General features: G+C 63.9%; 19 protein-coding genes and 1 other RNA gene. 19 read left to right on the top strand and 1 reads right to left on the bottom strand.

Annotated elements, in window-relative coordinates; translation table 11 throughout:
* Positions 1–38 precede the first annotated feature (38 nt).
* From rnpB to lpxC, 17 genes are all read left to right on the top strand, one after another.
* An RNA gene (rnpB, locus tag JKP78_RS14280) (RNase P RNA component class A) lies at positions 39–398 on the top strand.
* A gap of 307 nt (positions 399–705) precedes the next feature.
* On the top strand, positions 706–1,161 hold the full coding sequence (gene mraZ / locus JKP78_RS14275) for a division/cell wall cluster transcriptional repressor MraZ (RefSeq protein ID WP_004575120.1): 456 nt from the start codon (positions 706–708) through the stop codon (positions 1,159–1,161).
* Positions 1,158–2,105 carry a 16S rRNA (cytosine(1402)-N(4))-methyltransferase RsmH gene (rsmH, locus tag JKP78_RS14270; RefSeq protein ID WP_420831023.1) on the top strand — a complete coding sequence of 316 codons (948 nt, stop codon included), beginning with the start codon at positions 1,158–1,160 and terminating at the stop codon, positions 2,103–2,105. Before mraZ ends, rsmH begins: the two co-directional genes overlap by 4 nt.
* The gene (ftsL, locus tag JKP78_RS14265; protein WP_056801817.1) at positions 2,102–2,395 is read left to right on the top strand and encodes a cell division protein FtsL; all 294 of its coding nucleotides are present in this window, start codon (positions 2,102–2,104) and stop codon (positions 2,393–2,395) included. The genes rsmH and ftsL overlap by 4 nt, the downstream gene beginning before the upstream one ends.
* Entirely contained in the window at positions 2,395–4,137 is a 1,743-nt protein-coding gene (locus JKP78_RS14260) for a peptidoglycan D,D-transpeptidase FtsI family protein (RefSeq protein WP_186685518.1), read from the top strand. Before ftsL ends, JKP78_RS14260 begins: the two co-directional genes overlap by 1 nt.
* Entirely contained in the window at positions 4,134–5,624 is a 1,491-nt protein-coding gene (locus tag JKP78_RS14255) for a UDP-N-acetylmuramoyl-L-alanyl-D-glutamate--2,6-diaminopimelate ligase (RefSeq protein ID WP_186685346.1), read from the top strand. Before JKP78_RS14260 ends, JKP78_RS14255 begins: the two co-directional genes overlap by 4 nt.
* Positions 5,617–6,984: a UDP-N-acetylmuramoyl-tripeptide--D-alanyl-D-alanine ligase gene (locus JKP78_RS14250; protein WP_186685344.1), complete on the top strand. Its 1,368-nt coding sequence runs from the start codon at positions 5,617–5,619 to the stop codon at positions 6,982–6,984. Before JKP78_RS14255 ends, JKP78_RS14250 begins: the two co-directional genes overlap by 8 nt.
* Positions 6,984–8,066, top strand: a complete 1,083-nt coding sequence (gene mraY / locus JKP78_RS14245; protein WP_186685342.1) for a phospho-N-acetylmuramoyl-pentapeptide-transferase — start codon at positions 6,984–6,986, stop codon at positions 8,064–8,066. Before JKP78_RS14250 ends, mraY begins: the two co-directional genes overlap by 1 nt.
* A gap of 6 nt (positions 8,067–8,072) precedes the next feature.
* Entirely contained in the window at positions 8,073–9,419 is a 1,347-nt protein-coding gene (gene murD, locus JKP78_RS14240; protein WP_186685517.1) for a UDP-N-acetylmuramoyl-L-alanine--D-glutamate ligase, read from the top strand.
* Positions 9,416–10,630, top strand: coding sequence for a putative lipid II flippase FtsW (gene ftsW, locus JKP78_RS14235; RefSeq protein WP_189665715.1), 1,215 nt, complete (start codon positions 9,416–9,418; stop codon positions 10,628–10,630). Before murD ends, ftsW begins: the two co-directional genes overlap by 4 nt.
* Positions 10,620–11,699: an undecaprenyldiphospho-muramoylpentapeptide beta-N-acetylglucosaminyltransferase gene (gene murG, locus JKP78_RS14230; protein ID WP_170032416.1), complete on the top strand. Its 1,080-nt coding sequence runs from the start codon at positions 10,620–10,622 to the stop codon at positions 11,697–11,699. The genes ftsW and murG overlap by 11 nt, the downstream gene beginning before the upstream one ends.
* A complete protein-coding gene (gene murC / locus JKP78_RS14225; protein WP_186685340.1) occupies positions 11,692–13,140 on the top strand; it encodes a UDP-N-acetylmuramate--L-alanine ligase in 1,449 nt (482 codons plus the stop codon). The genes murG and murC overlap by 8 nt, the downstream gene beginning before the upstream one ends.
* Positions 13,137–14,093, top strand: a complete 957-nt coding sequence (locus JKP78_RS14220; RefSeq protein ID WP_186685337.1) for a D-alanine--D-alanine ligase — start codon at positions 13,137–13,139, stop codon at positions 14,091–14,093. The genes murC and JKP78_RS14220 overlap by 4 nt, the downstream gene beginning before the upstream one ends.
* 5 nt (positions 14,094–14,098) lie before the next feature.
* On the top strand, positions 14,099–14,968 hold the full coding sequence (locus JKP78_RS14215) for a cell division protein FtsQ/DivIB (RefSeq protein WP_186675142.1): 870 nt from the start codon (positions 14,099–14,101) through the stop codon (positions 14,966–14,968).
* A 14-nt stretch (positions 14,969–14,982) separates the two neighbouring features.
* On the top strand, positions 14,983–16,239 hold the full coding sequence (gene ftsA, locus JKP78_RS14210) for a cell division protein FtsA (RefSeq protein WP_015271706.1): 1,257 nt from the start codon (positions 14,983–14,985) through the stop codon (positions 16,237–16,239).
* A 55-nt stretch (positions 16,240–16,294) separates the two neighbouring features.
* Positions 16,295–17,491: a cell division protein FtsZ gene (ftsZ, locus tag JKP78_RS14205; RefSeq protein WP_003251871.1), complete on the top strand. Its 1,197-nt coding sequence runs from the start codon at positions 16,295–16,297 to the stop codon at positions 17,489–17,491.
* Positions 17,492–17,603: 112 nt separating this feature from the next.
* The gene (gene lpxC, locus JKP78_RS14200; protein WP_003260771.1) at positions 17,604–18,515 is read left to right on the top strand and encodes a UDP-3-O-acyl-N-acetylglucosamine deacetylase; all 912 of its coding nucleotides are present in this window, start codon (positions 17,604–17,606) and stop codon (positions 18,513–18,515) included.
* Between the two features lie 190 nt (positions 18,516–18,705).
* Here the strand turns inward: lpxC and JKP78_RS14195 are convergent, their stop codons facing one another.
* Entirely contained in the window at positions 18,706–19,161 is a 456-nt protein-coding gene (locus JKP78_RS14195; protein ID WP_186685335.1) for a DUF721 domain-containing protein, read from the bottom strand.
* A 388-nt stretch (positions 19,162–19,549) separates the two neighbouring features.
* Between JKP78_RS14195 and secA the strand changes: the two genes are divergently transcribed.
* On the top strand, positions 19,550–22,285 hold the full coding sequence (gene secA, locus JKP78_RS14190) for a preprotein translocase subunit SecA (RefSeq protein WP_170032410.1): 2,736 nt from the start codon (positions 19,550–19,552) through the stop codon (positions 22,283–22,285).
* A gap of 177 nt (positions 22,286–22,462) precedes the next feature.
* A complete protein-coding gene (gene argJ, locus JKP78_RS14185; protein WP_186685333.1) occupies positions 22,463–23,680 on the top strand; it encodes a bifunctional glutamate N-acetyltransferase/amino-acid acetyltransferase ArgJ in 1,218 nt (405 codons plus the stop codon).
* Positions 23,681–23,757 lie beyond the last annotated feature (77 nt).

Genomic DNA, 23,757 nt, shown 5'->3' with positions numbered 1-23,757 from the left:
TTGTTCTTGGGCGCGCCTGCCGTTAATCTTGACGGCGGAGAGTCGATCGGACAGTCGCTGCCTGTTTTTGTTCCACAAGGACAGGGGGAGGAAAGTCCGGGCTCCATAGGGCAGAGTGCCAGGTAACGCCTGGGAGGCGCGAGCCTACGGAAAGTGCCACAGAAAATAACCGCCTAAGCACTTCGGTGCCGGTAAGGGTGAAAAGGTGCGGTAAGAGCGCACCGCACGGCTGGTAACAGTGCGTGGCTAGGTAAACCCCACTCGGAGCAAGACCAAATAGGGTTCCATCAGGCGTGGCCCGCGTCGGAACCGGGTAGGTTGCTAGAGGCGTCCAGTGATGGCCGTCGTAGAGGAATGACTGTCCTCGACAAAACCCGGCTTACAGATCGACTCTCCACCTTCCTTCCCTGCTTGATTCGATAGCAGATGCTCTCTGGTAATACCGAAAAGATCTTACTCTTCATAAATCACTTTAACTTCGAACTCCACTGGCTTGTGTGGGTTTGATTTTTCTTGTGTTTTTTTCTCCTCGGCAGTCCTTCCCCCTTCCTTTAATGCGCTAAATCTCGGTCCTGTAAGGCTTTTCCTTCCGAACGTGCCTTGACGGTGCTGCGGGCGGATTCCTATAGTGTGCGCAAGTGGCAGAAAGTGGGATGAAGTGGGTTTTCTGGCACAAAAAAGATAACATTGTGGGGAATCGCAGCCGTGTTCCGCGGAGCCAACGCCGTCAGCCTCGATGCCAAGGGACGTCTCGCCATGCCGAGCCGGTACCGTGACGAGCTCGATTCGCGTTGCAATGGTCAGCTGATCGTGACCATCGACGCCGTTGACCCCTGCTTGTGTGTTTATCCCCTCGATGAGTGGGAACAGATAGAAGCCAAGTTGCGTGCCTTGCCATCGTTGCGTGAGGAAAACCGCCGTCTGCAGCGCTTGCTGATCGGTAATGCGGTTGACCTGGAGCTCGATGGCAGCGGGCGTTTCCTGGTGCCGCCCCGTTTGCGTGAGTACGCCAAGCTCGACAAGAAGGCGATGCTGGTGGGGCAACTGAACAAATTCCAGCTGTGGGATGAGGATGCCTGGAACGCGGTTTCGGCAGCCGACCTCGCAGCTATTCAACAACCGGGTGCCATGCCCGACGAATTGCGTGACCTGATCCTGTGACCATAGATAGCGGCTTCAACCACATTACCGTCCTGCTCGACGAGGCTGTCGAGGCATTGGCCCTGCGCGCCGACGGTTGCTATCTGGACGGCACCTTCGGCCGTGGCGGACACAGCCGGCTGATTCTCAGCAAGCTCGGGCCGCAAGGGCGGCTGCTGGGGTTCGACAAGGATCCACAGGCGATTGCCACCGGGCAAGCGCTGGCGGCCGAAGACGGCCGCTTTGTCATTGTGCAGCGCAGCTTTGCCGAGCTGGGCGCGGAAGTGGCCGAGCGCGGCCTGCATGGCAAGGTCAGCGGCGTGTTGCTGGACCTGGGTGTGTCCTCGCCGCAGCTGGATGACCCCGAGCGGGGCTTCAGCTTCCTCAATGATGGCCCGCTGGACATGCGCATGAACCCGGACCAGGGCATCAGCGCCGCCGAATTCATCGCCACCGCGCCCGAAGAAGAAATCGCCCGGGTATTCAAGGAATACGGCGAAGAGCGTTTCGCCAAGCGCATGGCTCGCGCCGTGGTGCTGCGCCGCGAACAGCAGCCGTTCACCCGCACCGGCGACCTTGCCGAAGTGCTGAAGGTGGCCAACCCGGCCTGGGAGAAGGGCAAGAACCCGGCGACCCGTGCCTTCCAGGGCTTGCGCATTCACGTCAATAACGAACTCGGTGACCTCGAGACGGGCCTGGAGGCCGCGATCGACGCGCTGGAAGTGGGCGGCCGCCTGGCGGTGATCAGTTTCCACTCGCTGGAAGACCGTATCGTCAAACTGTTCATGCGCAAGCTGGCCAAGGGCGAGGCAGACAACCTGCCGCGCAACCTGCCGGTGCAGCACAAGGCCTTCGAGCCGAAAATCAAGCTTGTCGGCAAGGCCCAGTTCGCCTCCGACGCCGAGCTCAAGGCCAACCCGCGGGCGCGCAGCGCCGTGATGCGGGTCGCGGAGAAGCTGCGGTGAGCAGGTTGTTTGCCAAACCCTTGCCAGGCGGAAGCTTCCTGATGCTTCTGCTGTTCGTTGCCGTGCTGGTTTCGGCGATCGCCGTGTCCTACAGCGCGCACTGGAACCGCCAGTTGCTCAACACCCTGTATGGCGAACTGAACGAGCGCGACAAGGCCCAGGCCGAGTGGGGCCGGTTGATCCTCGAGCAAAGCACCTGGACGGCTGCCAGCCGTATCGAAAGCCTGGCTTCCGAGCAGCTGAAAATGCGTGTGCCCTCCGCTGACGAAGTACGGATGGTGGCGCCATGATGAAGCTCGAAGGCGCACTATACCCCTGGCGCTTCCGCGTGGTGATCGCCTTGCTGGCGATCATGGTCGGTGCCATCTGCTGGCGCATCATCGACCTGCAGGTGGTCGACCGTGACTTCCTCAAGGGGCAGGGCGATGCGCGCAGCCTGCGGCACATCCCTATCCCGGCACACCGCGGCCTGATCACTGACCGTAATGGCGAACCGTTGGCGGTCAGTACCCCGGTCACTACCCTGTGGGCCAACCCCAAGGAAATGCAGGCGTCCAAGGACCGCTGGCCGCAGCTGGCCGCAGCGCTGGGGCAGAACCCGCAGCAGCTGATCGAGCGCCTGACCCAGCAGGCGAACAAAGAGTTCATCTACCTGGTCCGTGGCCTGACCCCGGAGCAGGGCCAGCACGTGCTCGACCTGAAAGTCCCGGGTGTATATGGCCTGGAAGAATTCCGCCGTTTCTACCCGGCCGGTGATGTCACCGCGCACATGGTCGGCTTCACCGACCTCGACGACCACGGTCGCGAAGGGGTGGAGCTGGCCTATGACGAGTGGCTGGCCGGCGTGCCCGGCAAACGGCAGGTGATCAAGGACCGGCGCGGCCGGCTGATCAAGGACATTCAGGTCACCAAGAACGCCAAGGCCGGCAAGACCTTGGCGTTGTCGATAGACCTGCGCCTGCAGTACCTGGCCACCCGTGAATTGCGCAACGCCATTGCCGAACAGGACGCCAAGGCCGGCAGCCTGGTGATCATGGACGTCAAGACCGGTGAGGTCCTGGCCATGGTCAACCAGCCGACCTACAACCCCAACAACCGCCGCAGCATGTTCCCCGCTGCCATGCGTAACCGGGCGATCATCGACGTGTTCGAGCCGGGCTCCACGGTCAAGCCGATTTCCATGAGCGCGGCGCTGGAGAGTGGCCGCTGGAAACCGACCGACAAGGTCGAGGTGTACCCGGGTAGCCTGCAGATCGGTCGCTACACCATCAAGGACGTGTCCAAGAGCGAGGGGCCGATCCTCGACCTGACCGGCATCCTGATCAACTCCAGTAACGTCGGCATGAGCAAGATCGCCTTCGATATCGGCGGCGAGGCCATCTACCGGGTCATGTCCCAGGTCGGCCTGGGCCAGTACACCGGCCTTGGCTTCCCGGGTGAACGGGTCGGCAACCTGCCCAACCACCGCGAATGGCGCAAGGCCGAGACTGCGACCTTGTCCTATGGCTATGGCGTGTCGGTCACCGCCCTGCAGTTGGTGCACGCCTACGCGGCGCTGGCCAACGACGGCAAGATGGTGCCGCTGTCGATCCTCAAGGTCGACAAGGCACCGGAAGCGGTGCAGGCCATACCGAAGGAAACCGCCGAAACCATCCAGGGCATGCTGCAGCAGGTGATCGAAGCGCCACGCGGCGTATTCCGCGCGCAGGTGCCGTTCTATCACGTGGCCGGCAAGTCCGGTACCGCGCGCAAGGCCACCGTGGGTTCCAAGGGCTACACCGAGAACGCCTACCGCTCGCTGTTCGCCGGCTTCGGGCCGATGAGCGACCCGCGCTACGCCATCGTCGTGGTCATCGACGAACCGGGCAAGGGCGGCTACTTCGGTGGCCTGGTTTCGGCACCGGTGTTCAGCAAGGTCATGTCCGGCACCCTGCGCCTGATGAACGTGCCGCCGGACAACCTGCCGCCACCGGCCCCCGTCGAACAATCGCAAGTCAATGCCGCAGCAGCCGCCAAGGGAGGGCGTGGATGATGACAATGCCATTGAGCAAGCTTTTCGCCCACGCCAGCCGTGACCCGCTGATCCGTGAGCTGAGCCTGGACAGCCGCAACGTGCGCCCGGGTGACCTGTTCCTGGCCGTGCCGGGCGCCAAGGTCGATGGCCGCGAGCATATTGCCGATGCCCTGGCCCGGGGCGCTGCCGCGGTGGCCTATGAAGAACAGGGGGCCAACGTGCTGCCGTTGACCGAGGTGCCGCTGATCCCGGTCAAAGGCCTGGTCGCCCAGTTGTCGGATATCGCCGGCCGATTCTACGGCGAACCGAGCCGCCAGCTCGACCTGGTCGGCGTCACCGGCACCAACGGCAAGACCAGCGTCACCCAGCTGGTGGCCCAGGCCCTGGACGCGCTCGGCCAGCGCTGCGGCCTGATTGGTACCCTGGGTACCGGCTTCTACGGTGAGCTGCAGAGCGGTCGCCTGACCACGCCGGACCCGATCGCCGTGCAGTCGACGCTCAACGACCTGAAAAAGGCCGGAGCCAAGGCCGTGGCCATGGAGGTTTCCTCCCACGCCCTGGAACAGGGCCGCGTCGCCGCGCTGGAGTTCGACATCGCGGTCATGACCAACCTGTCTCGCGACCACCTGGACTATCACGGCAGCATGGAGGCCTACGAGGCCGCCAAGGCCAAGTTGTTCGCCTGGCCAAGCCTGCGCTGCCAGGTGGTCAACCTGGACGATGCCTTCGGCCGTCGCCTGGCCGACGACTTCGCCCGCCGCCCGAGCTTCGACCATGTCGAGACCCGGCTGCTCAGCTACAGCCTGGAAAACCCGGACGCCTCGCTGTTCTGCCGGGAAGCGCTGTTCAACGATGATGGCGTGCGGGCCACGCTGGTCACTGCCCAGGGTGAGCGTACCCTGCGCAGCCAGCTGCTGGGCCGCTTCAACCTCAGCAACATGCTCGCCGCCGTGGCCACGTTGCTGGCGCTGGACTATGCGCTGGACGAGATTCTCGAAGTCACCCCGCAACTGCAGGGGCCGGTGGGCCGCATGCAGCGCCTGGGGGGCGGCGACAAGCCGCTGGTAGTGGTGGATTACGCGCACACCCCGGACGCCCTGGAGAAGGTGCTCGAAGCCCTGCGCCCGCACGCGCACGGCAAGCTGCTGTGCCTGTTCGGCTGCGGCGGTGATCGTGATCGTGGCAAGCGCCCGCTGATGGCCGAGGTGGCCGAGCGCCTGGCCGACCGCGTGCTGGTCACCGACGACAACCCGCGTAGCGAAGACCCGCTGCGCATCTTCGACGACATCCGCCCCGGTTTCGCCAAGCCTGCCAAGGTCGAGTTCGTCGCCGGTCGCGGCAATGCCATTGCGCACCTGATCGCCAGCGCCGCTGCCGACGACGTGGTCGTCCTGGCAGGCAAGGGGCACGAGGATTACCAGGAGATCAATGGCCAGCGCCATGACTTCTCCGACCTGATCGAAGCCGAGAAGGCACTTGCAGCCTGGGAGGCGCCACATGCTTAAGCCGATGTCACTCAGCCAGCTGACCACGGCACTGGGTGGCCAGCAATTGGGCGCAGACGCCACGTTCACCGGGGTCAGCATCGACAGCCGTAGTGTTACTGCCGGGCAACTGTTCGTCGCCCTGGCCGGCCCGCGTTTCGATGGGCATGACTACCTGGCCGATGTGAAGGCCAAGGGCGCTGTCGCGGCGCTGGTCGAGCGCGAAGTGCCCGACGTCGATCTGCCCCAGCTGCGGGTGGCCGACTGCCGCCTGGCCCTCGGCCAGCTTGGCGCGCTGAACCGTGCAGCTTTCGACAAGCCGGTGGTGGCCATTACCGGCTCCAGCGGCAAGACCACGGTCAAGGAGATGCTGGCCAGCATCCTGCGTACCCGTGGCCTGGTGCACGCCACCCGCGGCAACCTGAACAACGACCTCGGCGCACCGCTGACCTTGTTGGAAATCGCCCCGGAGCACAGCGCCGCCGTGATCGAACTGGGCGCCTCGCGCATTGGCGAGATCCGCTACACCGTCGGCCTGACCCGACCGCAGGTGGTCATTATCAACAACGCCGGTACCGCCCACGTTGGCGAGTTCGGTGGCCCGGAGAAGATCGTCGAGGCCAAGGGCGAGATTCTCGAAGGCCTGGGCGAAGGTGGCACGGCCATCCTCAACCTGGCCGACAAGGCGTTCGAGACCTGGCGCAAGCGCGCCGGTAATCACCGCATTGTCAGCTTTGCCCTGGACAATCCGCAGGCCGACTTCCACGCCAGTGACATCGGGCGTGATGCCCGTGGCTGCCCTTCGTTCACCTTGCACGGGCCGGGCGGCAGCGTGCCGGTACAGCTGAACCTGTTGGGTACCCATAACGTCAGCAACGCCCTGGCCGCCGCCGCTGCCGCCCATGCCGTCGGTCTGAGCCTGGACGGCATCGCCGCCGGCCTGGCCGCGGTGCAGCCGGTCAAGGGCCGCACCGTGGCGCAGCTCGCGGCGAATGGCGTGCGCGTGATCGATGACAGTTACAACGCAAATCCCACCTCCATGTGCGCGGCCATTGATATACTCGCCGGCTTTTCCGGGCGCACCGTCCTGGTGCTTGGGGATATCGGCGAACTGGGGCAATGGGCGGAAGAAGGCCACCGTCAGGTGGGCGCCTACGCATGTGGCAAGGTCGACGCCCTGTATGCCGTAGGCGCCAACATGGCGCACGCGGTACGGGCATTCGGCGCCAATGGTCGCCATTTCGCTACACAAGCTGAGCTGATCGACGCGGTTCGCGCCGAAAACGCCAGCGACACCACTATCTTGATCAAGGGCTCGCGCAGCGCTGCGATGGAAAACGTCGTGGCGGCTTTGTGCGGTGCCAGCGGGGAGAAACATTAATGCTGCTGCTGTTGGCCGAGTATCTGCAACAGTTCCACAAAGGCTTCGCGGTCTTCCAGTACCTGTCCCTGCGCGGGATCCTCGGTGTACTGACCGCGTTGTCGCTGGCGCTGTGGCTGGGGCCGTGGATGATCCGTACCCTGCAAATCCGCCAGATCGGCCAGGCCGTACGTAACGACGGCCCGCAATCGCACCTGTCCAAGTCCGGCACCCCGACCATGGGTGGCGCGCTGATCCTGTCCGCCATTGCCGTCAGCACGCTGCTGTGGGCCGACCTGACCAACCGTTACGTGTGGGTGGTGCTGATCGTGACCCTGGCATTCGGTGCCATCGGCTGGGTCGACGACTACCGCAAGGTCATCGAGAAGAACTCGCGGGGCCTGCCGAGCCGCTGGAAGTACTTCTGGCAGTCGGTGTTTGGCCTGGCTGCAGCGGTGTTCCTGTACCAGACCGCGCCGACCAGCGTCGAGACCACGCTGATCCTGCCGTTCGTCAAGGATGTCACCATCCCGCTGGGCATCGGTTTCGTCGTGCTGACCTACTTCGTCATCGTCGGCTCGAGCAACGCGGTCAACCTCACCGATGGCCTCGACGGCCTGGCGATCATGCCGACGGTGATGGTCGGTGGTGCCCTGGGCATCTTCTGCTACCTGTCGGGTAACGTGAAGTTCGCCGAATACCTGCTGATCCCCTACGTGCCAGGGTCCGGCGAACTCATCGTGTTCTGCGGCGCCCTGATCGGTGCCGGCCTGGGCTTCCTGTGGTTCAACACCTACCCGGCGCAGGTGTTCATGGGCGATGTCGGCGCACTGGCGCTGGGCGCTGCGCTGGGCACCATCGCGGTGATCGTGCGCCAGGAAATCGTGCTGTTCATCATGGGTGGCGTGTTCGTCATGGAAACCCTGTCGGTGGTGATCCAGGTCGCCTCCTTCAAGTTGACCGGCAAACGCGTGTTCCGCATGGCCCCGATCCACCACCACTTTGAACTCAAGGGCTGGCCAGAGCCACGGGTGATCGTCCGCTTCTGGATCATCACCGTGATCCTGGTGCTGATCGGCCTGGCAACCCTGAAACTGAGGTAGATGAGCGTGTCTTTGATCGCTTCCGACCAATTCCGCATCGTTGTCGGCCTCGGCAAGAGCGGCATGTCCCTGGTTCGCTTCCTGGCGAGCCGGGGCATTGCCTTTGCGGTCGCTGACACCCGCGAGCAACCGCCGGAACTGGACACCCTGCGCCGTGATTACCCGCAGGTGGAAGTGCGCTGTGGTGAACTGGACGTGGACTTCCTGTGCCGTGCCAGCGAGCTGTACGTGAGCCCCGGCCTGGCCCTGGCCACCCCGGCCCTGCAGCAGGCGGCAGCGCGTGGCGTGAAGCTGTCCGGCGATATCGAGTTGTTCGCCCGCCATGCCAAGGCGCCGATCATTGCCATCAGTGGCTCCAATGCCAAGAGCACCGTGACCACCCTGGTCGGCGACATGGCGGCCAAGGCCGGCAAGCGTGTCGCGGTCGGTGGCAACCTCGGTACCCCGGCGCTGGACCTGCTGGGCGACGAGGTCGAGCTGTACGTGCTCGAGCTGTCCAGCTTCCAGCTGGAAACCACCGACCAGCTCAACGCTGAAGTGGCGACCGTGCTGAACATCAGCGAAGACCACATGGACCGCTACAGCGGCCTGCCGGCCTACCACCTGGCCAAGCACCGGATCTTCCGTGGGGCACGCCAGGTCGTGGTCAATCGCCAGGATGCGCTGAGCCGACCGCTGCCGGTGGAAGGCCGCCCGTGCTGGACTTTCGGCCTCAACCAGCCGGACTTCAAGGCCTTCGGCCTGCGTGAAGTCGACGGCGAGAAATACCTGGCGTTCGAGTTCCAGCTGCTGATGCCGGTGCGCGAGCTGAAGATTCGTGGCGCCCACAACCAGAGCAACGCGCTGGCCGCCCTGGCCCTGGGGCACGCTGCCGGCCTGCCGTTCGAGCCCATGCTCGAAGCCTTGCGCGAGTTCACCGGCCTGGCCCACCGTTGCCAGTGGGTACGCGAGCGCAACGGGGTGAACTGGTACGACGATTCCAAGGCCACCAACGTCGGCGCCGCCCTGGCTGCCATCGAAGGCCTGGGCGCCGATATCCGAGGCAAGCTGGTGCTGATTGCCGGTGGTGATGGCAAGGGCGCCGATTTCGCCGCGCTGCGCGCGCCGGTCCAACGCTTCTGCCGCGCCGTGGTCCTGCTTGGCCGTGACGCCGAGCGCCTGGCCCAAGCCCTCGGCGATGGCGTGCCGCTGGTGCGGGTCAAGACCCTCGACGACGCCGTGCAGCAATGCGCCGACCTGGCCCAGGCCGGTGATGCCGTGCTGCTGTCGCCGGCGTGCGCCAGCCTCGACATGTTCCGCAACTTCGAAGAACGCGGGCGCCTGTTCGCCCAGGCGGCAGGAGGTCTTGCATGATCTTCGGCATTCTCAAGCCGTACCCGTCGCCATTGATCAGCGGCCGGGGCATCGACCTGGACTTCCCGATGCTGGCCGGCTGCCTGGCACTGCTGGGCCTGGGCCTGGTGATGATCACCTCGGCCTCCTCGGAAGTGGCGGCGGTGCAGTCGGGCAACCCGCTTTATCACATGTTCCGCCACCTGGTGTACGTGTTCCTCGGCCTGGTGGCCTGTGGCGCGACCATGATGGTGCCGATCGCCACCTGGCAGCGCATGGGCTTCATGATGCTGCTGGGCGCCTTCGGCTTGCTGGTGCTGGTGCTGGTACCGGGTATCGGCCGTGAAGTGAACGGTTCCATGCGCTGGATCGGCTTCAGCTTCTTCAACGTGCAGCCCTCGGAAATTGCCAAGGTGTTCGTGGTCATCTACCTGGCCGGTTACCTGGTACGCCGGCAGACCGAGGTGCGCGAAACCTGGATGGGCTTCTTCAAGCCGTTCATCGTGCTGCTGCCCATGGCTGCCCTGTTGCTGATGGAGCCGGACTTCGGCGCCACCGTGGTGATGATGGGCGCGGCGGCGGCCATGTTGTTCCTTGGCGGTGTCGGGCTGTTCCGCTTCAGCCTGATGGTGGTGCTGGCGGTGGTGGCAGTGTTCGTCCTGGTACAGGCCCAGCCTTACCGCATGGCGCGCCTGATCACCTTTACCGACCCGTGGTCCGATCAGTTCGGCTCGGGCTACCAGCTGACCCAGGCGCTGATTGCCTTTGGCCGTGGCGAATGGCTGGGCGTTGGCCTGGGCAACAGCGTGCAGAAGCAGTTCTACCTGCCGGAAGCGCACACCGACTTCGTGTTTTCGGTGCTGGCCGAGGAGCTCGGCGTGGTCGGCTCGCTGCTGACCATCGCGCTGTTCGTGTTCGTCACCGTGCGGGCCTTGTATATCGGCCTGTGGGCCGAGAAAGCCAAGCAGTTCTTTGCCGCCTATGTCGCATTCGGGCTGGCGTTCCTGTGGATCGGCCAGTTCCTGATCAACATCGGCGTGAACGTCGGCCTGCTGCCGACCAAGGGCCTGACTCTGCCATTCCTTAGTTATGGCGGTAGCTCGCTGGTGATCTGCTGTGCCTGCGTCGGCCTGTTGCTGCGCATCGAGTGGGAAAGCCGCACGCACCTGGGCAGCGAGGAACACGAATTCAGCGAAAGCGATTTTGCCGAGGAGACCAGTCATGGCCGCTGACGGCAAGAACGTACTGATCATGGCCGGCGGCACCGGTGGCCACGTGTTCCCGGCGCTGGCCTGCGCCCGTGAGTTCCAGGCCCGCGGTTACAGCGTGCACTGGCTGGGTACCCCGCGTGGCATCGAGAACGAGCTGGTGCCCCAGGCGGGCCTGCCGTTGCACCTGATCCAGGTCAGCGGCCTGCGCGGCAAGGGCAAGCTGTCATTGCTCAAGGCACCGTTCACCCTGGTCAAGGCCGTGCTCCAGGCCCGGCGCATCATCCGCCAGCTCAAGCCGGTGTGCGTGTTGGGCTTTGGTGGCTACGTGACCGGCCCTGGTGGCGTGGCCGCGCGGCTGTGCGGCGTGCCGCTGGTGATCCACGAGCAGAACGCCCGTGCCGGTACCGCCAATCGGTTGCTGGTGCCACTCTCGGCGCGGGTCTGCGAAGCTTTCCCGAACACCTTCGAGGCCAGCGACAAACGCCGCACCACCGGCAACCCGGTGCGCCCGGAGCTGTTCATGGACGCGCAACGCGCGCCCCTGGCCGAACGCCGTGCCCGCCTGTTGGTGCTCGGTGGCAGCCTGGGTGCGGAACCATTGAACAAATTGTTGCCTAAGGCCCTGTCCGAAGTGCCCGCCGCGCTGCGGCCAGAGGTGTTCCACCAGGCCGGCAAGCAACATGCGCCGATTACCGCCGAGCGTTACCGCGAGGCCGGTGTCGAGGCTCAGGTAGAGCCCTTCATCAAGGACATGGCCCAAGCCTATGGCTGGGCCGACATGGTGGTGTGCCGGGCCGGTGCCCTGACCGTCAGCGAGCTGGCGGCAGCGGGCCTGCCTTCGATGCTGGTGCCGTTGCCCCACGCCATCGACGACCACCAGACCCACAACGCCCAATATCTGGCCCGGGAAGGTGCTGCCTTCCTCATGCCACAAGCGACAACTGGCGCAGCGCAGCTCGCTGAACGCCTGAACGAGGTGCTGATGCAACCCGAGAAACTCAACGTCATGGCAGGCACCGCGCGGCGCCTGGCCAAACCTGCTGCAACCAGCACCGTGGTCGATATCTGCCTGGAGGTGGCCCATGGTTGAGAGCCAGAAAGCCATGCCCCAGCCGAAAATGGGCCGTATCCGCCGTATTCACTTCGTCGGTATCGGCGGCGTGGGCATGTGTGGCATCGCCGAAGTGTTGCTGAACCTGGGCTATGAAGTGTCCGGTTCCGACCTGAAAGCCTCGCCGGTGACCGAGCGCCTGGAATCGTTCGGCGCCGAGATCTTCGTAGGCCACCGCGCCGAGAACGCCGCCAGCGCCGATGTACTGGTGGTGTCCAGTGCGATCAACCCGGCCAACCCGGAAGTCGCCACTGCGCTGGAACGGCGCATTCCGGTGGTGCCGCGTGCCGAAATGCTCGCCGAGCTGATGCGTTACCGCCATGGCGTGGCCGTTGCCGGCACCCACGGCAAGACCACCACCACCAGCCTGCTGGCTTCGGTATTCGCCGCCGGCGGCCTGGACCCGACCTTCGTCATCGGTGGCCGCCTGACGGCTGCCGGGACCAACGCCCAGCTGGGCACCAGCCGCTACCTGATCGCCGAAGCAGACGAAAGCGATGCCAGCTTCCTGCACCTGCAGCCGATGGTGGCCGTGGTCACCAACATCGACGCCGATCACATGGCGACCTACGAAGGCGACTTCAACAAGCTGAAGAAAACCTTCGTCGAGTTCCTGCACAACCTGCCGTTCTATGGCCTGGCCGTGATGTGCCTGGACGACCCGGTGGTGCGTGAGATCCTGCCGCAGGTCAAGCGCCCGACGGTGACCTACGGCTTCAGCGAAGAAGCCGACGTGCGCGCCATCAACGTGCGCCAGCAGGGCATGCAGACCCATTTCACCGTGTTGCGCCGTGACCGCGAGCCGCTGGAGGTGTCGGTGAACATGCCCGGCAACCACAACGTGCTCAATGCCTTGGCCACCATCGCCATCGCCACTGACGAAGGCATCAGCGACGAGGCCATCGTCCAGGGCCTGTCCGGCTTCCAGGGCGTCGGTCGGCGCTTCCAGGTGTACGGCGAACTGCCGGTCGAAGGCGGCAGCGTGATGCTGGTCGACGACTACGGCCACCACCCGACCGAAGTGGCGGCAGTGATCAAGGCCGTGCGCGGTGGCTGGCCAAGCCGCCGCCTGGTGATCGTCTACCAGCCGCACCGCTACAGTCGCACCCGCGACTTGTACGACGATTTCGTCCAGGTGCTGGGCGATGCCAACGTGTTGCTGCTGATGGAAGTCTACCCAGCGGGTGAAGAGCCGATTCCCGGCGCCGACAGCCGCCAGCTGTGCCACAGCATCCGCCAGCGCGGCAAGCTGGACCCGATCTACATCGAACGTGGCGTCGAGCTGGCGCCACTGGTCAAGCCACTGCTGCGCGCTGGCGACATCCTGATCTGCCAGGGTGCCGGTGATGTCGGCGGGCTGGCCCCGCAATTGATGAAAAGCCCGCTGTTCGCAGGCGCCAAGCAGGAGAAGTCGAAATGACCAGCGCCTACGAAAAACTGCATTCGACCCTGGACGTCAAGGCGTTCGGCCGCGTCGCGGTGCTGTACGGCGGCAAGAGTGCCGAACGGGAAGTGTCGCTGAAGTCTGGCGCTGCGGTGATCGACGCGCTGACCACCGCCGGTGTCGACGTGGTCGCCATCGACGTGGGTGACGACCTGCTCGAGCGCCTGCAAAGCGAGAAGATCGACCGCGCCTTCATCATCCTCCACGGCCGTGGCGGTGAAGACGGCAGCATGCAAGGCCTGCTCGAGTGCCTGGGCATCCCTTATACCGGCAGCGGCATCCTTGCCTCGGCGCTGGCCATGGACAAGCTGCGCACCAAGCAGGTGTGGCAGAGCCTGGGCATTCCGACCCCGCGCCACGCGGTGCTGGGCAGCGAACACGATTGCGTTGCCGCCGGTACTGAACTGGGCTTCCCCTTGATCGTCAAACCGGCCCATGAAGGTTCGAGTATCGGCATGGCCAAGGTGAACAGCGTGGAAGAGCTGGTCGCCGCCTGGAAAGATGCCGCCAAGTACGATTCGCAAGTCTTGGTCGAGCAATGGATCCACGGCCCGGAGTTCACCGTCGCGGTATTGCGCGGCCAGGTGTTGCCGCCGATCGCCCTGGGTACGCCGCACGTGTTCTACGACTACGACGCCAAGTACATCGCCAACGATACCCAGTACCGCATTCCGTGCGGCCTGGACAGTGTCAAGGAACAGGAACTGATCGACCTGACCGCACGCGCCTGCGATGCCATCGGCATCGAAGGCTGGGGGCGGCTGGACGTGATGCAGGACGAGCAAGGCCGGTTCTGGCTGCTCGAAGTCAACACCGCACCCGGCATGACCGACCATAGCCTGGTGCCCATGGCGGCCCGCGCGGCCGGCCTGGACTTCCAGCAACTGGTGCTGGCGATCCTGGCCGAAAGCGTGGCGACGCGAGGTTAACAACCATGCAAGGCGCGATGATACGTCAGCAGCAACCCGTTACCGGCCGTAGCAAGCCGGTGCCGCGTGGTGCCAGCCGGCTGGTGGCCGACGAGCCCGTATCGGCGCGCCTGCCGCGGCCCAGCCTGGGCGGCCTCAAGCGCCTGCTGTGGCCGGTGGTGCTGGTGGCGGCCGGTTTTGGTGCCTATGAAGGCGCCATTCGGCTGATGCCGTACGCTGACCGGCCGATCACCAAGATCGACGTGCAGGGCGACCTCAGCTACATCAGCCAGCAGTCGGTGCAGCAACGCATTGCGCCGTACGTCGCGGCGAGCTTCTTCAGTGTCGACCTGCCGGCGATGCGTGCCGAGCTCGAGCAGATGCCGTGGATCGCCCATGCCGAAGTGCGCCGGGTGTGGCCCGACGAGGTGGTGATCCACCTGGAAGAACAGTTGCCGGTAGCTCGCTGGGGTGACGAGGCCCTGCTCAACAACCAGGGCCAGGCCTTCACCCCGCGCGAACTGGCCAACTACGAGCACCTGCCGCAGCTGGCCGGGCCGCAGCGTGCGCAGCAACAAGTCATGCAGCAGTATCAGGTATTGAGCCAGATGCTGCGCCCCTTGGGCTTTTCCATCGCTCGCCTGGAGCTGCGCGAGCGAGGCAGCTGGTTCCTGACTACCGGTGCGAGCAGCGCCGGGCCGGGTATCGAGCTGCTGCTGGGGCGCGACCATCTGGTGGAGAAGATGCGCCGTTTCATTGCCATTTACGACAAGACGCTTAAAGAGCAGATCACCAACATCGCCCGCATCGATCTGCGATACGCCAACGGACTTGCCGTTGGATGGCGGGAACCGATTGCACCGACGACGGCCCAACCCGCCGTTGCGAAGAATTAGAGAGAGGCAGGACCATGGCAAACGCGCATAGCGGCAAAATGATCGTCGGGCTGGACATCGGCACCTCCAAGGTGGTGGCGCTGGTGGGTGAAGTGGGCGAGGACGGCACCCTGGAAATCGTCGGGATCGGTACCCATCCGTCCCGCGGCCTGAAGAAAGGCGTGGTGGTGAACATCGAGTCCACCGTGCAGTCGATCCAGCGCGCTGTCGAAGAAGCGCAGCTGATGGCCGGCTGCCGCATCCACTCGGCGTTCGTCGGCGTGGCCGGCAACCACATCCGCAGCCTGAACTCCCACGGCATCGTCGCCATCCGCGACCGCGAAGTCAGCCTGGCCGACCTGGAGCGCGTGCTCGATGCCGCCCAGGCCGTGGCCATCCCGGCCGACCAGCGGGTGCTGCATACCCTGCCGCAGGACTACGTGATCGACAACCAGGAAGGCGTGCGCGAGCCGCTGGGCATGTCTGGCGTACGCCTGGAAGCCAAGGTCCACGTGGTTACCTGCGCGGTCAATGCGGCACAGAACATCGAGAAGTGCGTACGCCGCTGCGGCCTGGAGATCGACGACATCATCCTCGAGCAACTGGCCTCGGCCTACTCGGTACTGACCGACGATGAGAAAGAACTGGGCGTGTGCCTGGTGGACATCGGCGGCGGCACCACCGATATCGCCATCTTCACCGAGGGCGCGATCCGTCACACCGCGGTGATCCCGATCGCCGGCGACCAGGTGACCAACGACATCGCCATGGCCCTGCGTACGCCGACCCAGTACGCCGAAGAAATCAAGATCCGCTACGCCTGCGCGCTGGCCAAGCTGGCCGGTGCCGGCGAGACCATCAAGGTGCCGAGCGTGGGCGACCGCCCACCGCGCGAACTGTCGCGCCAGGCCCTGGCCGAAGTGGTGGAGCCGCGTTACGACGAGCTCTTCACCCTGATCCAGGCCGAGCTGCGCCGCAGCGGCTACGAGGACCTGGTGCCGGCCGGCATCGTCCTTACCGGTGGCACCGCGAAGATGGAAGGCGCCGTGGAACTGGCCGAGGAAATCTTCCACATGCCGGTACGCCTGGGTGTACCGCACAGCGTTCGGGGGCTGAGCGACGTGGTGCGCAACCCGATCTATTCCACCGGCGTGGGCTTGCTCACCTACGGCCTGCAGAAGCAGACCGAAGACCTGCCCCTGACCGGTAACAGCAGCAACAACAGCTATGGCGATGAACCGAAGGCCCCGGTGCTTGAACGCTTCAAGCGCTGGGTCCAGGGCAACTTCTAAGTTTCAAAGCAGTAGTGGTAGGCGCGACAACTAGAGAACTGTAAGGAGAGGGAAAATGTTCGAGCTCGTAGACAACGTCCCGCAAAGTCCGGTCATCAAGGTGATCGGCGTTGGCGGTGGTGGCGGCAACGCCGTCAACCACATGGTCAAGAGCAGCATCGAAGGCGTGGAATTCATCTGCGCCAACACCGATGCCCAGGCGCTGAAAAACATCGGCGCGCGCACCATCCTGCAATTGGGCACTGGCGTGACCAAGGGCCTGGGTGCCGGTGCCAACCCGGAAGTCGGCCGTCAGGCCGCGCTGGAAGACCGTGAGCGCATCGCTGAAGTGCTGCAGGGCACCAACATGGTGTTCATCACCACTGGCATGGGCGGCGGTACCGGTACCGGTGCTGCGCCGATCATCGCCGAAGTGGCCAAGGAAATGGGCATTCTCACCGTTGCCGTGGTGACCCGTCCGTTCCCGTTCGAGGGCCGCAAGCGCATGCAGATCGCCGATGAAGGCATCCGCATGCTGGCCGAAAGCGTCGACTCGCTGATCACCATCCCGAACGAGAAGCTGCTGACCATCCTGGGCAAGGATGCCAGCCTGCTGTCCGCCTTCGCCAAGGCTGACGACGTCCTCGCCGGTGCGGTGCGCGGTATTTCCGACATCATCAAGCGCCCGGGCATGATCAACGTCGACTTCGCCGACGTGCGCACCGTGATGGGTGAAATGGGCATGGCCATGATGGGTACCGGCTGCGCCAGCGGCCCGAACCGTGCGCGTGAAGCGACCGAGGCGGCCATCCGCAACCCGCTGCTGGAAGACGTCAACCTGCAGGGCGCCCGCGGCATCCTGGTGAACATCACCGCCGGCCCGGACCTGTCGCTGGGTGAGTACTCCGACGTGGGTAGCATCATCGAGGCCTTCGCCTCCGACCACGCCATGGTCAAGGTCGGCACCGTGATCGATCCGGACATGCGTGACGAACTGCACGTGACCGTGGTGGCCACTGGCCTGGGCGCGCGCATCGAGAAACCTGTGAAAGTGGTCGACAATACCCTGCAGACTGCCCAGCAGGCGTATGAAGCGTCCAACCCGGCGCCGGTTCGCCAGGAGCAGCCTGCAGTCAACTACCGTGACCTGGAGCGCCCGACCGTGATGCGCAACCAGGCCCATGCAGGCGCTGCTGCAGCGGCTAAACTCAACCCGCAGGATGACCTGGACTACCTCGATATCCCGGCATTCCTGCGTCGCCAGGCTGATTAATGGAATTTATCAGGGGTATAAAGGTGATTGGTATTCATCAAAGGTTGGGTCTGTTATCATCCCCAGCCTTTGTTGATACCTGTTCGCAATTTGCGCTGAAGCGGCCAATGCCATGATTAAACAACGCACCCTGAAGAATACCATCCGTGCCACAGGTGTCGGTCTGCACTCCGGGGAGAAGGTTTACCTGACCCTCAAGCCTGCACCTGTTGACACCGGCATCGTCTTCCGCCGCGCCGACCTCGACCCTGTGGTCGAAATCCCGGCGCGCGCGGCCAACGTCGGCGAGACAACCATGTCGACGACGCTGGTCAACGGTGACGTCAAGGTCGATACGGTCGAGCACCTGCTCTCCGCCATGGCGGGCCTGGGCATCGATAACGCCTACGTCGAGCTCTCCGCCTCGGAAGTGCCGATCATGGATGGCAGCGCCGGACCCTTTGTATTCCTGATTCAGTCTGCCGGCCTGGAAGAACAGGACGCAGCCAAGAAGTTCATCCGCATCCTGCGGGAGGTTACCGTGGAAGAGGGCGACAAGCGCGCCACTTTCCTGCCTTTCGACGGTTTCAAGGTGAGCTTCGAGATCGACTTCGATCACCCGGTCCTCAAGGGCCAGACCCAGAGTGCGGTCGTCGACTTCTCCAGCACCTCGTTCGTGAAGGAAGTCAGCCGCGCCCGTACCTTCGGCTTCATGCGTGACATCGAGTACCTGCGCAAGCACAACCTTGCGTTGGGTGGCAGTGTCGAGAACGCCATCGTGGTCGACGAGACCGGTGTGCTCAACGAAGACGGCCTTCGTTCCGATGACGAATTCGTCAAGCACAAGATCCTCGACGCCATTGGCGACCTTTATCTGCTGGGCAACAGCCTGATTGGCGAGTTCAAGGGCTACAAGTCCGGCCACGCGCTGAACAACCAGCTGTTGCGCAAGCTGATTGCCGAAACCGATGCCTGGGAAGTGGTCACTTTCGAAGATGCCAGCACGGCACCGATCTCGTACATGCGCCCTGTTGCGGCCGTGTAAGTTCGAACACTCTCTAGTTCATTAAGGCCACCTTCGGGTGGCCTTTTTTATGGCTGACGCATTTTGCCCGGCAGGTCCGGCCATTCGCGGGCACGCCCGCTCCCACAGGGTGCTCACCGCCTCTGGAGCGGCGCAGGACTTGTGGGAGCGGGCGTGCCCGCGAATGGACTGCGCAGCAGTCCCGAAGGTGTCAGCGCTTGTCCTGGGCGTGAGCTGCCAGCCTTTCCAGCGCTGCGCGCAGCTTGGGGTCAGTGATGCCCTCGGCGGTATCGCGCAGGCTTTCGGCTGCGTTATTGGACAGTTCCACACCATGGCCACCACGCTTGGCTGGCACCAGCGGGGGCTGGACCTTGTACAGGATGCGCCTGAGGTTGGCGAATGCCTCCATGGCCTGTAATGCCGACATCAGGCGTTTTTGCTGATAGCGCAGGCGGGTTGCCCAGTGGCCGTCGGTGACCACCAGCAACAACGTGCCATCACGCCATGAGGCTACATGGCAGTGCTCGCGGGCGGCCGGTTGCAGCTGGCTTTCCAGCAGGCGTTGCAGGTGTTCCAGGCGTTCGGCCTGGTTCAGCAGCAGGCGCAACGGACGGACCTGGCGCAGCAGGGCCGAGGGCGGTTGGGCGGGGGAGGGTTTGTAGGCCATGGGGGTACGCATGAGGTTACAAGGTCAGCAGTTTAACATTTCTGTCGCCAGTGCCGGCTTCTTCGCGGGTGAACCCGCTCCCACAGGTACGGCACTGCCCTTGATGTGTAGGTTACCCTGTGGGAGCGGCTTTAGCCGCGAAGAGGCCCGGCACAGGTATAAGATACGACTCATTCTCGATACCTTTCATGTTGCCCAGCCTTGAACTCAGGGAAAATGCCCCTATCTAAAACCAGCCCCCGCCAAAACGCTGTACAAGCATCGTGGCAATCCACCACTTTCCTCACCATCGTTTCCGGGTAGAATGCTCGTTCGCATGCGGCCTCAGGGCTGCACGGGCGACTCATGGGGCCGCCCTCCATCCCTACGTGTGGAAGATCCTGCCGATATGTTTGCGCCTTTGTTAAAGAAACTTTTTGGAAGCAAGAACGAGCGTGAAGTCAAACGCATGCTCAAGACGGTGAACATCGTCAATGCTCTCGAAGAGAAGATGGTGGCCCTCTCCGACGAGCAGCTGCGGGGCAAGACCGCAGAGTTCAAGGAGCGCCTGGCCAAAGGCGAGACACTGGACCAGTTGCTGCCGGAAGCCTTCGCCGTGGCCCGCGAGGCCGGCAAGCGCGTCATGGGCATGCGCCACTTCGACGTGCAGCTGATCGGCGGCATGACCTTGCACGAAGGCATGATCGCAGAAATGCGCACCGGTGAAGGCAAGACCTTGGTCGGTACCCTGGCCGTGTACCTCAACGCGCTGTCCGGCAAGGGCGTGCACGTGGTTACCGTCAACGACTACCTGGCCCGCCGTGACGCCAACTGGATGCGTCCGCTGTACGAGTTCCTCGGCCTGTCCGTGGGCATCGTTTCGGCCTTCCAGCCACCGGAAGAAAAGCGCGCGGCCTACGCGGCCGACATCACCTACGGCACCAACAACGAATTCGGCTTCGACTACCTGCGCGACAACATGGCGTTCAGCCAGGAAGAGAAGTTCCAGCGTGAACTGAACTTCGCCGTGATCGACGAAGTGGACTCCATCCTCATCGACGAAGCGCGTACCCCGCTGATCATCTCCGGCCAGGCCGAGGACAGCTCCAAGCTGTACATCGAGATCAACCGCCTGATTCCGCGCCTGAAGCAGCATATCGAGGAAGTGGAAGGCCAGGTCACCCAGGAAGGCCACTTCACCATCGACGAGAAGAGCCGCCAGGTCGAGCTGAACGAAGCCGGTCACCAGTTCATCGAAGAGATGCTCACCCAGGCCGGCCTGCTGGCCGAGGGCGAGAGCCTGTACTCGGCGCACAACCTGAGCCTGCTGACCCACGTCTATGCCGGCCTGCGCGCGCACAAGCTGTTCCACCGCAACATCGAATACATCGTCCAGGACGGCCAGGTCCTGCTGATCGACGAGCACACCGGCCGTACCATGCCGGGCCGTCGTCTGTCCGAAGGCCTGCACCAGGCCATCGAAGCCAAAGAGAACCTGAACATCCAGGCCGAGAGCCAGACCCTGGCTTCGACCACCTTCCAGAACTACTTCCGCCTGTACACCAAGCTGTCCGGCATGACCGGTACCGCCGACACCGAAGCGTTCGAGTTCCAGTCGATCTACGGCCTCAACGTGATGGTCATTCCGCCGAACAAGCCATTGGCGCGCAAGGACTTCAACGACCTGGTGTACCTGACTGCCGACGAGAAATACGCCGCAATCATCGCCGACATCAAGGAAAGCATGAAGCAGGGCCGCCCGGTGCTGGTCGGTACGGCGACCATCGAAACGTCGGAGCACATGTCCAACCTCCTGAAAAAGGAAGGTATCGAGCACAAGGTGCTCAACGCCAAGTACCACGAGAAGGAAGCCGAGATCATCGCCCAGGCGGGTGCGCCAGGTGCGCTGACCATCGCCACCAACATGGCCGGCCGTGGTACCGACATCCTGCTGGGCGGTAACTGGGAGGCCGAAGTGGCCGCCCTGGAAAACCCCACCGCCGAGCAGATCGCCCAGATCAAGGCCGACTGGCAGAAGCGCCACCAGCAGGTGATCGAGTCGGGTGGCCTGCATGTGATTGCCTCCGAGCGCCACGAGTCGCGCCGTATCGACAACCAGCTGCGTGGCCGTTCCGGCCGTCAGGGTGACCCGGGTTCCAGCCGCTTCTACCTGTCGCTGGAAGACAGCCTGATGCGTATCTTCGCCTCTGACCGGGTGAAGAACTTCATGAAGGCGCTGGGCATGCAGTCGGGCGAAGCGATCGAACACCGCATGGTCACCAACGCCATCGAGAAGGCCCAGCGCAAGGTCGAAGGCCGCAACTTCGACATCCGCAAGCAATTGCTCGAATACGACGACGTGGCCAACGAGCAGCGCAAGGTGATCTACCACATGCGCAACAGCCTGCTGGCCGCCGAGAACATCGGCGACACCATCGTCGAATTCCGCAAGGAAGTGCTGGACGCTACCATCAGCCAGCACATTCCGCCGCAGTCGCTGCCCGAGCAGTGGGACGTGGCCGGCCTGGAAGCGTCGCTGGCCAGCGATTTCGCCATCAAGCTGCCGATCCAGCAGTGGCTCGACGAGGACGATCACCTCTACGAGGAAACCCTGCGCGAGAAGCTGCTGAACGAAATCACCAGCGCCTACACCGAGAAGGAAGACCAGGCCGGTATCGAAGCCCTGCGTACCTTCGAGAAGCAGATCCTGCTGCGCGTGCTGGACGACCTGTGGAAAGACCACCTGTCGACCATGGACCACCTGCGTCACGGTATCCACCTGCGTGGTTATGCGCAGAAGAACCCGAAGCAGGAGTACAAGCGCGAGTCCTTCAGCCTGTTCCAGGAGCTGCTCGAGTCGATCAAGCGCGACACCATCCGCGTGCTGTCGCACGTTCAGGTGCGCCGCGAAGACCCGGCCGAAGAGGAAGCCCGCCTGCGCCGCGAGGCCGAGGAACTGGCCAGCCGCATGCAGTTCCAGCACGCCGCTGCGCCAGGCCTGGAAAGCGAGCAACTGAGCGAAGAGGGTGCCGAAGTGGCGGTTGCCTCGGCGCCGGTACGCAACGACCAGAAGCTGGGCCGCAACGAGCCGTGCTGGTGTGGTTCGGGCAAGAAGTTCAAGCATTGCCACGGGCAGATCGAGTGATCTGACCAGGCTGTTGTAACCTGAAACATCCGGGGGCCGCTTTGCGGCCCATCGCGACACAAGGCCGCTCCTACAGGAAATGCGTAACCCCTGTAGGAGCGGCCTTGTGTCGCGATGGGGCGCGAAGCGGCCCCGCTCTTCCATCACCTGTTCACCGTATTTTCTAGGAGCGCTCTAATGGCTGTTGGTCTTGGTCCTTTGCCCACCTTGCACCCGGTACCGGGTTTTGAACTCGGCATTGCTTCTGCCGGCATCAAGCGCCCTGGGCGCAAGGATGTGGTGGTCATGCGCTGTGCCGAAGGTTCCAGCGTGGCGGGTGTGTTCACCCTCAATGCCTTCTGCGCAGCGCCAGTGATCCTCTCCAAGCAGCGTGTACAGGGCACCGTGCGCTACCTGCTGACCAACACCGGCAACGCCAACGCCGGTACCGGCGCGCCAGGCCTGGCTGCTGCCGAGCGCACCTGCGCCAAGCTGGCCGAGCTGGCCGGTGTACCGGCCGAGTCGGTACTGCCGTTCTCCACCGGCGTGATCGGCGAACCGCTGCCGGTCGAGAAGATCGAAGGCGCGCTGCAGGCCGCCCTCGACAACCTGTCGGAAAACCACTGGGCCGAAGCCGCCACCGGCATCATGACCACCGACACCCTGCCCAAGGGCGCCAGCCGCCAGTTCCAGCACGATGGCGTGACAGTAACAGTGACCGGCATCAGCAAGGGTGCCGGCATGATCCGCCCGAACATGGCCACCATGCTCGGCTACATTGCCACTGACGCCAAGGTTGCCCCGGCGGTGCTCAAGGACCTGATTCTCGACGGCGCCAACAAGTCGTTCAACCGCATCACCATCGATGGCGACACCTCGACCAACGACTGCTGCATGCTGATTGCCACCGGCAAGGCCAACCTGCCGGAAGTCACCGAAGCCAGCGGCGCACTGTTCGAAGCGCTGAAGAAGGCCGTGTTCGAAGTGTGCATGGAAGTGGCCCAGGCCATCGTCCGTGACGGCGAAGGTGCCACCAAGTTCGTGACCGTGCAGGTCAACGGCGGCGGCAACCACCAGGAATGCCTGGATGTCGGTTACGCCGTGGCCCACTCGCCGCTGATCAAGACCGCGCTGTTCGCCTCCGACCCGAACTGGGGGCGCATCCTTGCCGCTGTCGGCCGTGCCGGCGTGCCGGAGCTGGATGTGAACCTGATCGACGTGTACCTGGACAACGTCTGCATCGCCAGCAAAGGCGGGCGCAGCCCGAGCTACACCGAAGCACAGGGTTCGGCAGTGATGGCCCAGGAAGAGATCACCATCCGTATCGAGCTTGGCCGTGGCCAGTGCAGCGAAACCATCTGGACTACCGACCTGTCCCACGAATACGTGAAGATCAACGCCGAATACCGTACCTGATGTAAATGGGGCCGCTGTGCGGCCCTTTCGCGACACAAGGCCGCTCCTACAAGCGCTATCTCCTGTAGGAGCGGCCT

Origin of the sequence: Pseudomonas sp. LAM2023, from assembly GCF_016620375.1 — a bacterium.
GTDB classification, from domain to species: Bacteria; Pseudomonadota; Gammaproteobacteria; order Pseudomonadales; family Pseudomonadaceae; genus Aquipseudomonas; species Aquipseudomonas anuradhapurensis.
The sequence above is the reverse complement of the archived record's forward strand: the minus strand, read 5'-3'. Positions and strand labels throughout refer to the sequence as shown.

Coding starts and splice junctions, on each gene's coding strand:
- JKP78_RS14260 (WP_186685518.1), top strand. CDS start 2,395: ATGAAGCTCGAAGGCGCACTATACCCCTGGCGCTTCCGCGTGGTGATC.
- JKP78_RS14255 (WP_186685346.1), top strand. CDS start 4,134: ATGATGACAATGCCATTGAGCAAGCTTTTCGCCCACGCCAGCCGTGAC.
- JKP78_RS14250 (WP_186685344.1), top strand. CDS start 5,617: ATGCTTAAGCCGATGTCACTCAGCCAGCTGACCACGGCACTGGGTGGC.
- mraY (WP_186685342.1), top strand. CDS start 6,984: ATGCTGCTGCTGTTGGCCGAGTATCTGCAACAGTTCCACAAAGGCTTC.
- ftsW (WP_189665715.1), top strand. CDS start 9,416: ATGATCTTCGGCATTCTCAAGCCGTACCCGTCGCCATTGATCAGCGGC.
- murG (WP_170032416.1), top strand. CDS start 10,620: ATGGCCGCTGACGGCAAGAACGTACTGATCATGGCCGGCGGCACCGGT.
- murC (WP_186685340.1), top strand. CDS start 11,692: ATGGTTGAGAGCCAGAAAGCCATGCCCCAGCCGAAAATGGGCCGTATC.
- JKP78_RS14220 (WP_186685337.1), top strand. CDS start 13,137: ATGACCAGCGCCTACGAAAAACTGCATTCGACCCTGGACGTCAAGGCG.
- JKP78_RS14215 (WP_186675142.1), top strand. CDS start 14,099: ATGCAAGGCGCGATGATACGTCAGCAGCAACCCGTTACCGGCCGTAGC.
- ftsA (WP_015271706.1), top strand. CDS start 14,983: ATGGCAAACGCGCATAGCGGCAAAATGATCGTCGGGCTGGACATCGGC.
- ftsZ (WP_003251871.1), top strand. CDS start 16,295: ATGTTCGAGCTCGTAGACAACGTCCCGCAAAGTCCGGTCATCAAGGTG.
- lpxC (WP_003260771.1), top strand. CDS start 17,604: ATGATTAAACAACGCACCCTGAAGAATACCATCCGTGCCACAGGTGTC.
- JKP78_RS14195 (WP_186685335.1), bottom strand. CDS start 19,161: ATGGCCTACAAACCCTCCCCCGCCCAACCGCCCTCGGCCCTGCTGCGC.
- secA (WP_170032410.1), top strand. CDS start 19,550: ATGTTTGCGCCTTTGTTAAAGAAACTTTTTGGAAGCAAGAACGAGCGT.
- argJ (WP_186685333.1), top strand. CDS start 22,463: ATGGCTGTTGGTCTTGGTCCTTTGCCCACCTTGCACCCGGTACCGGGT.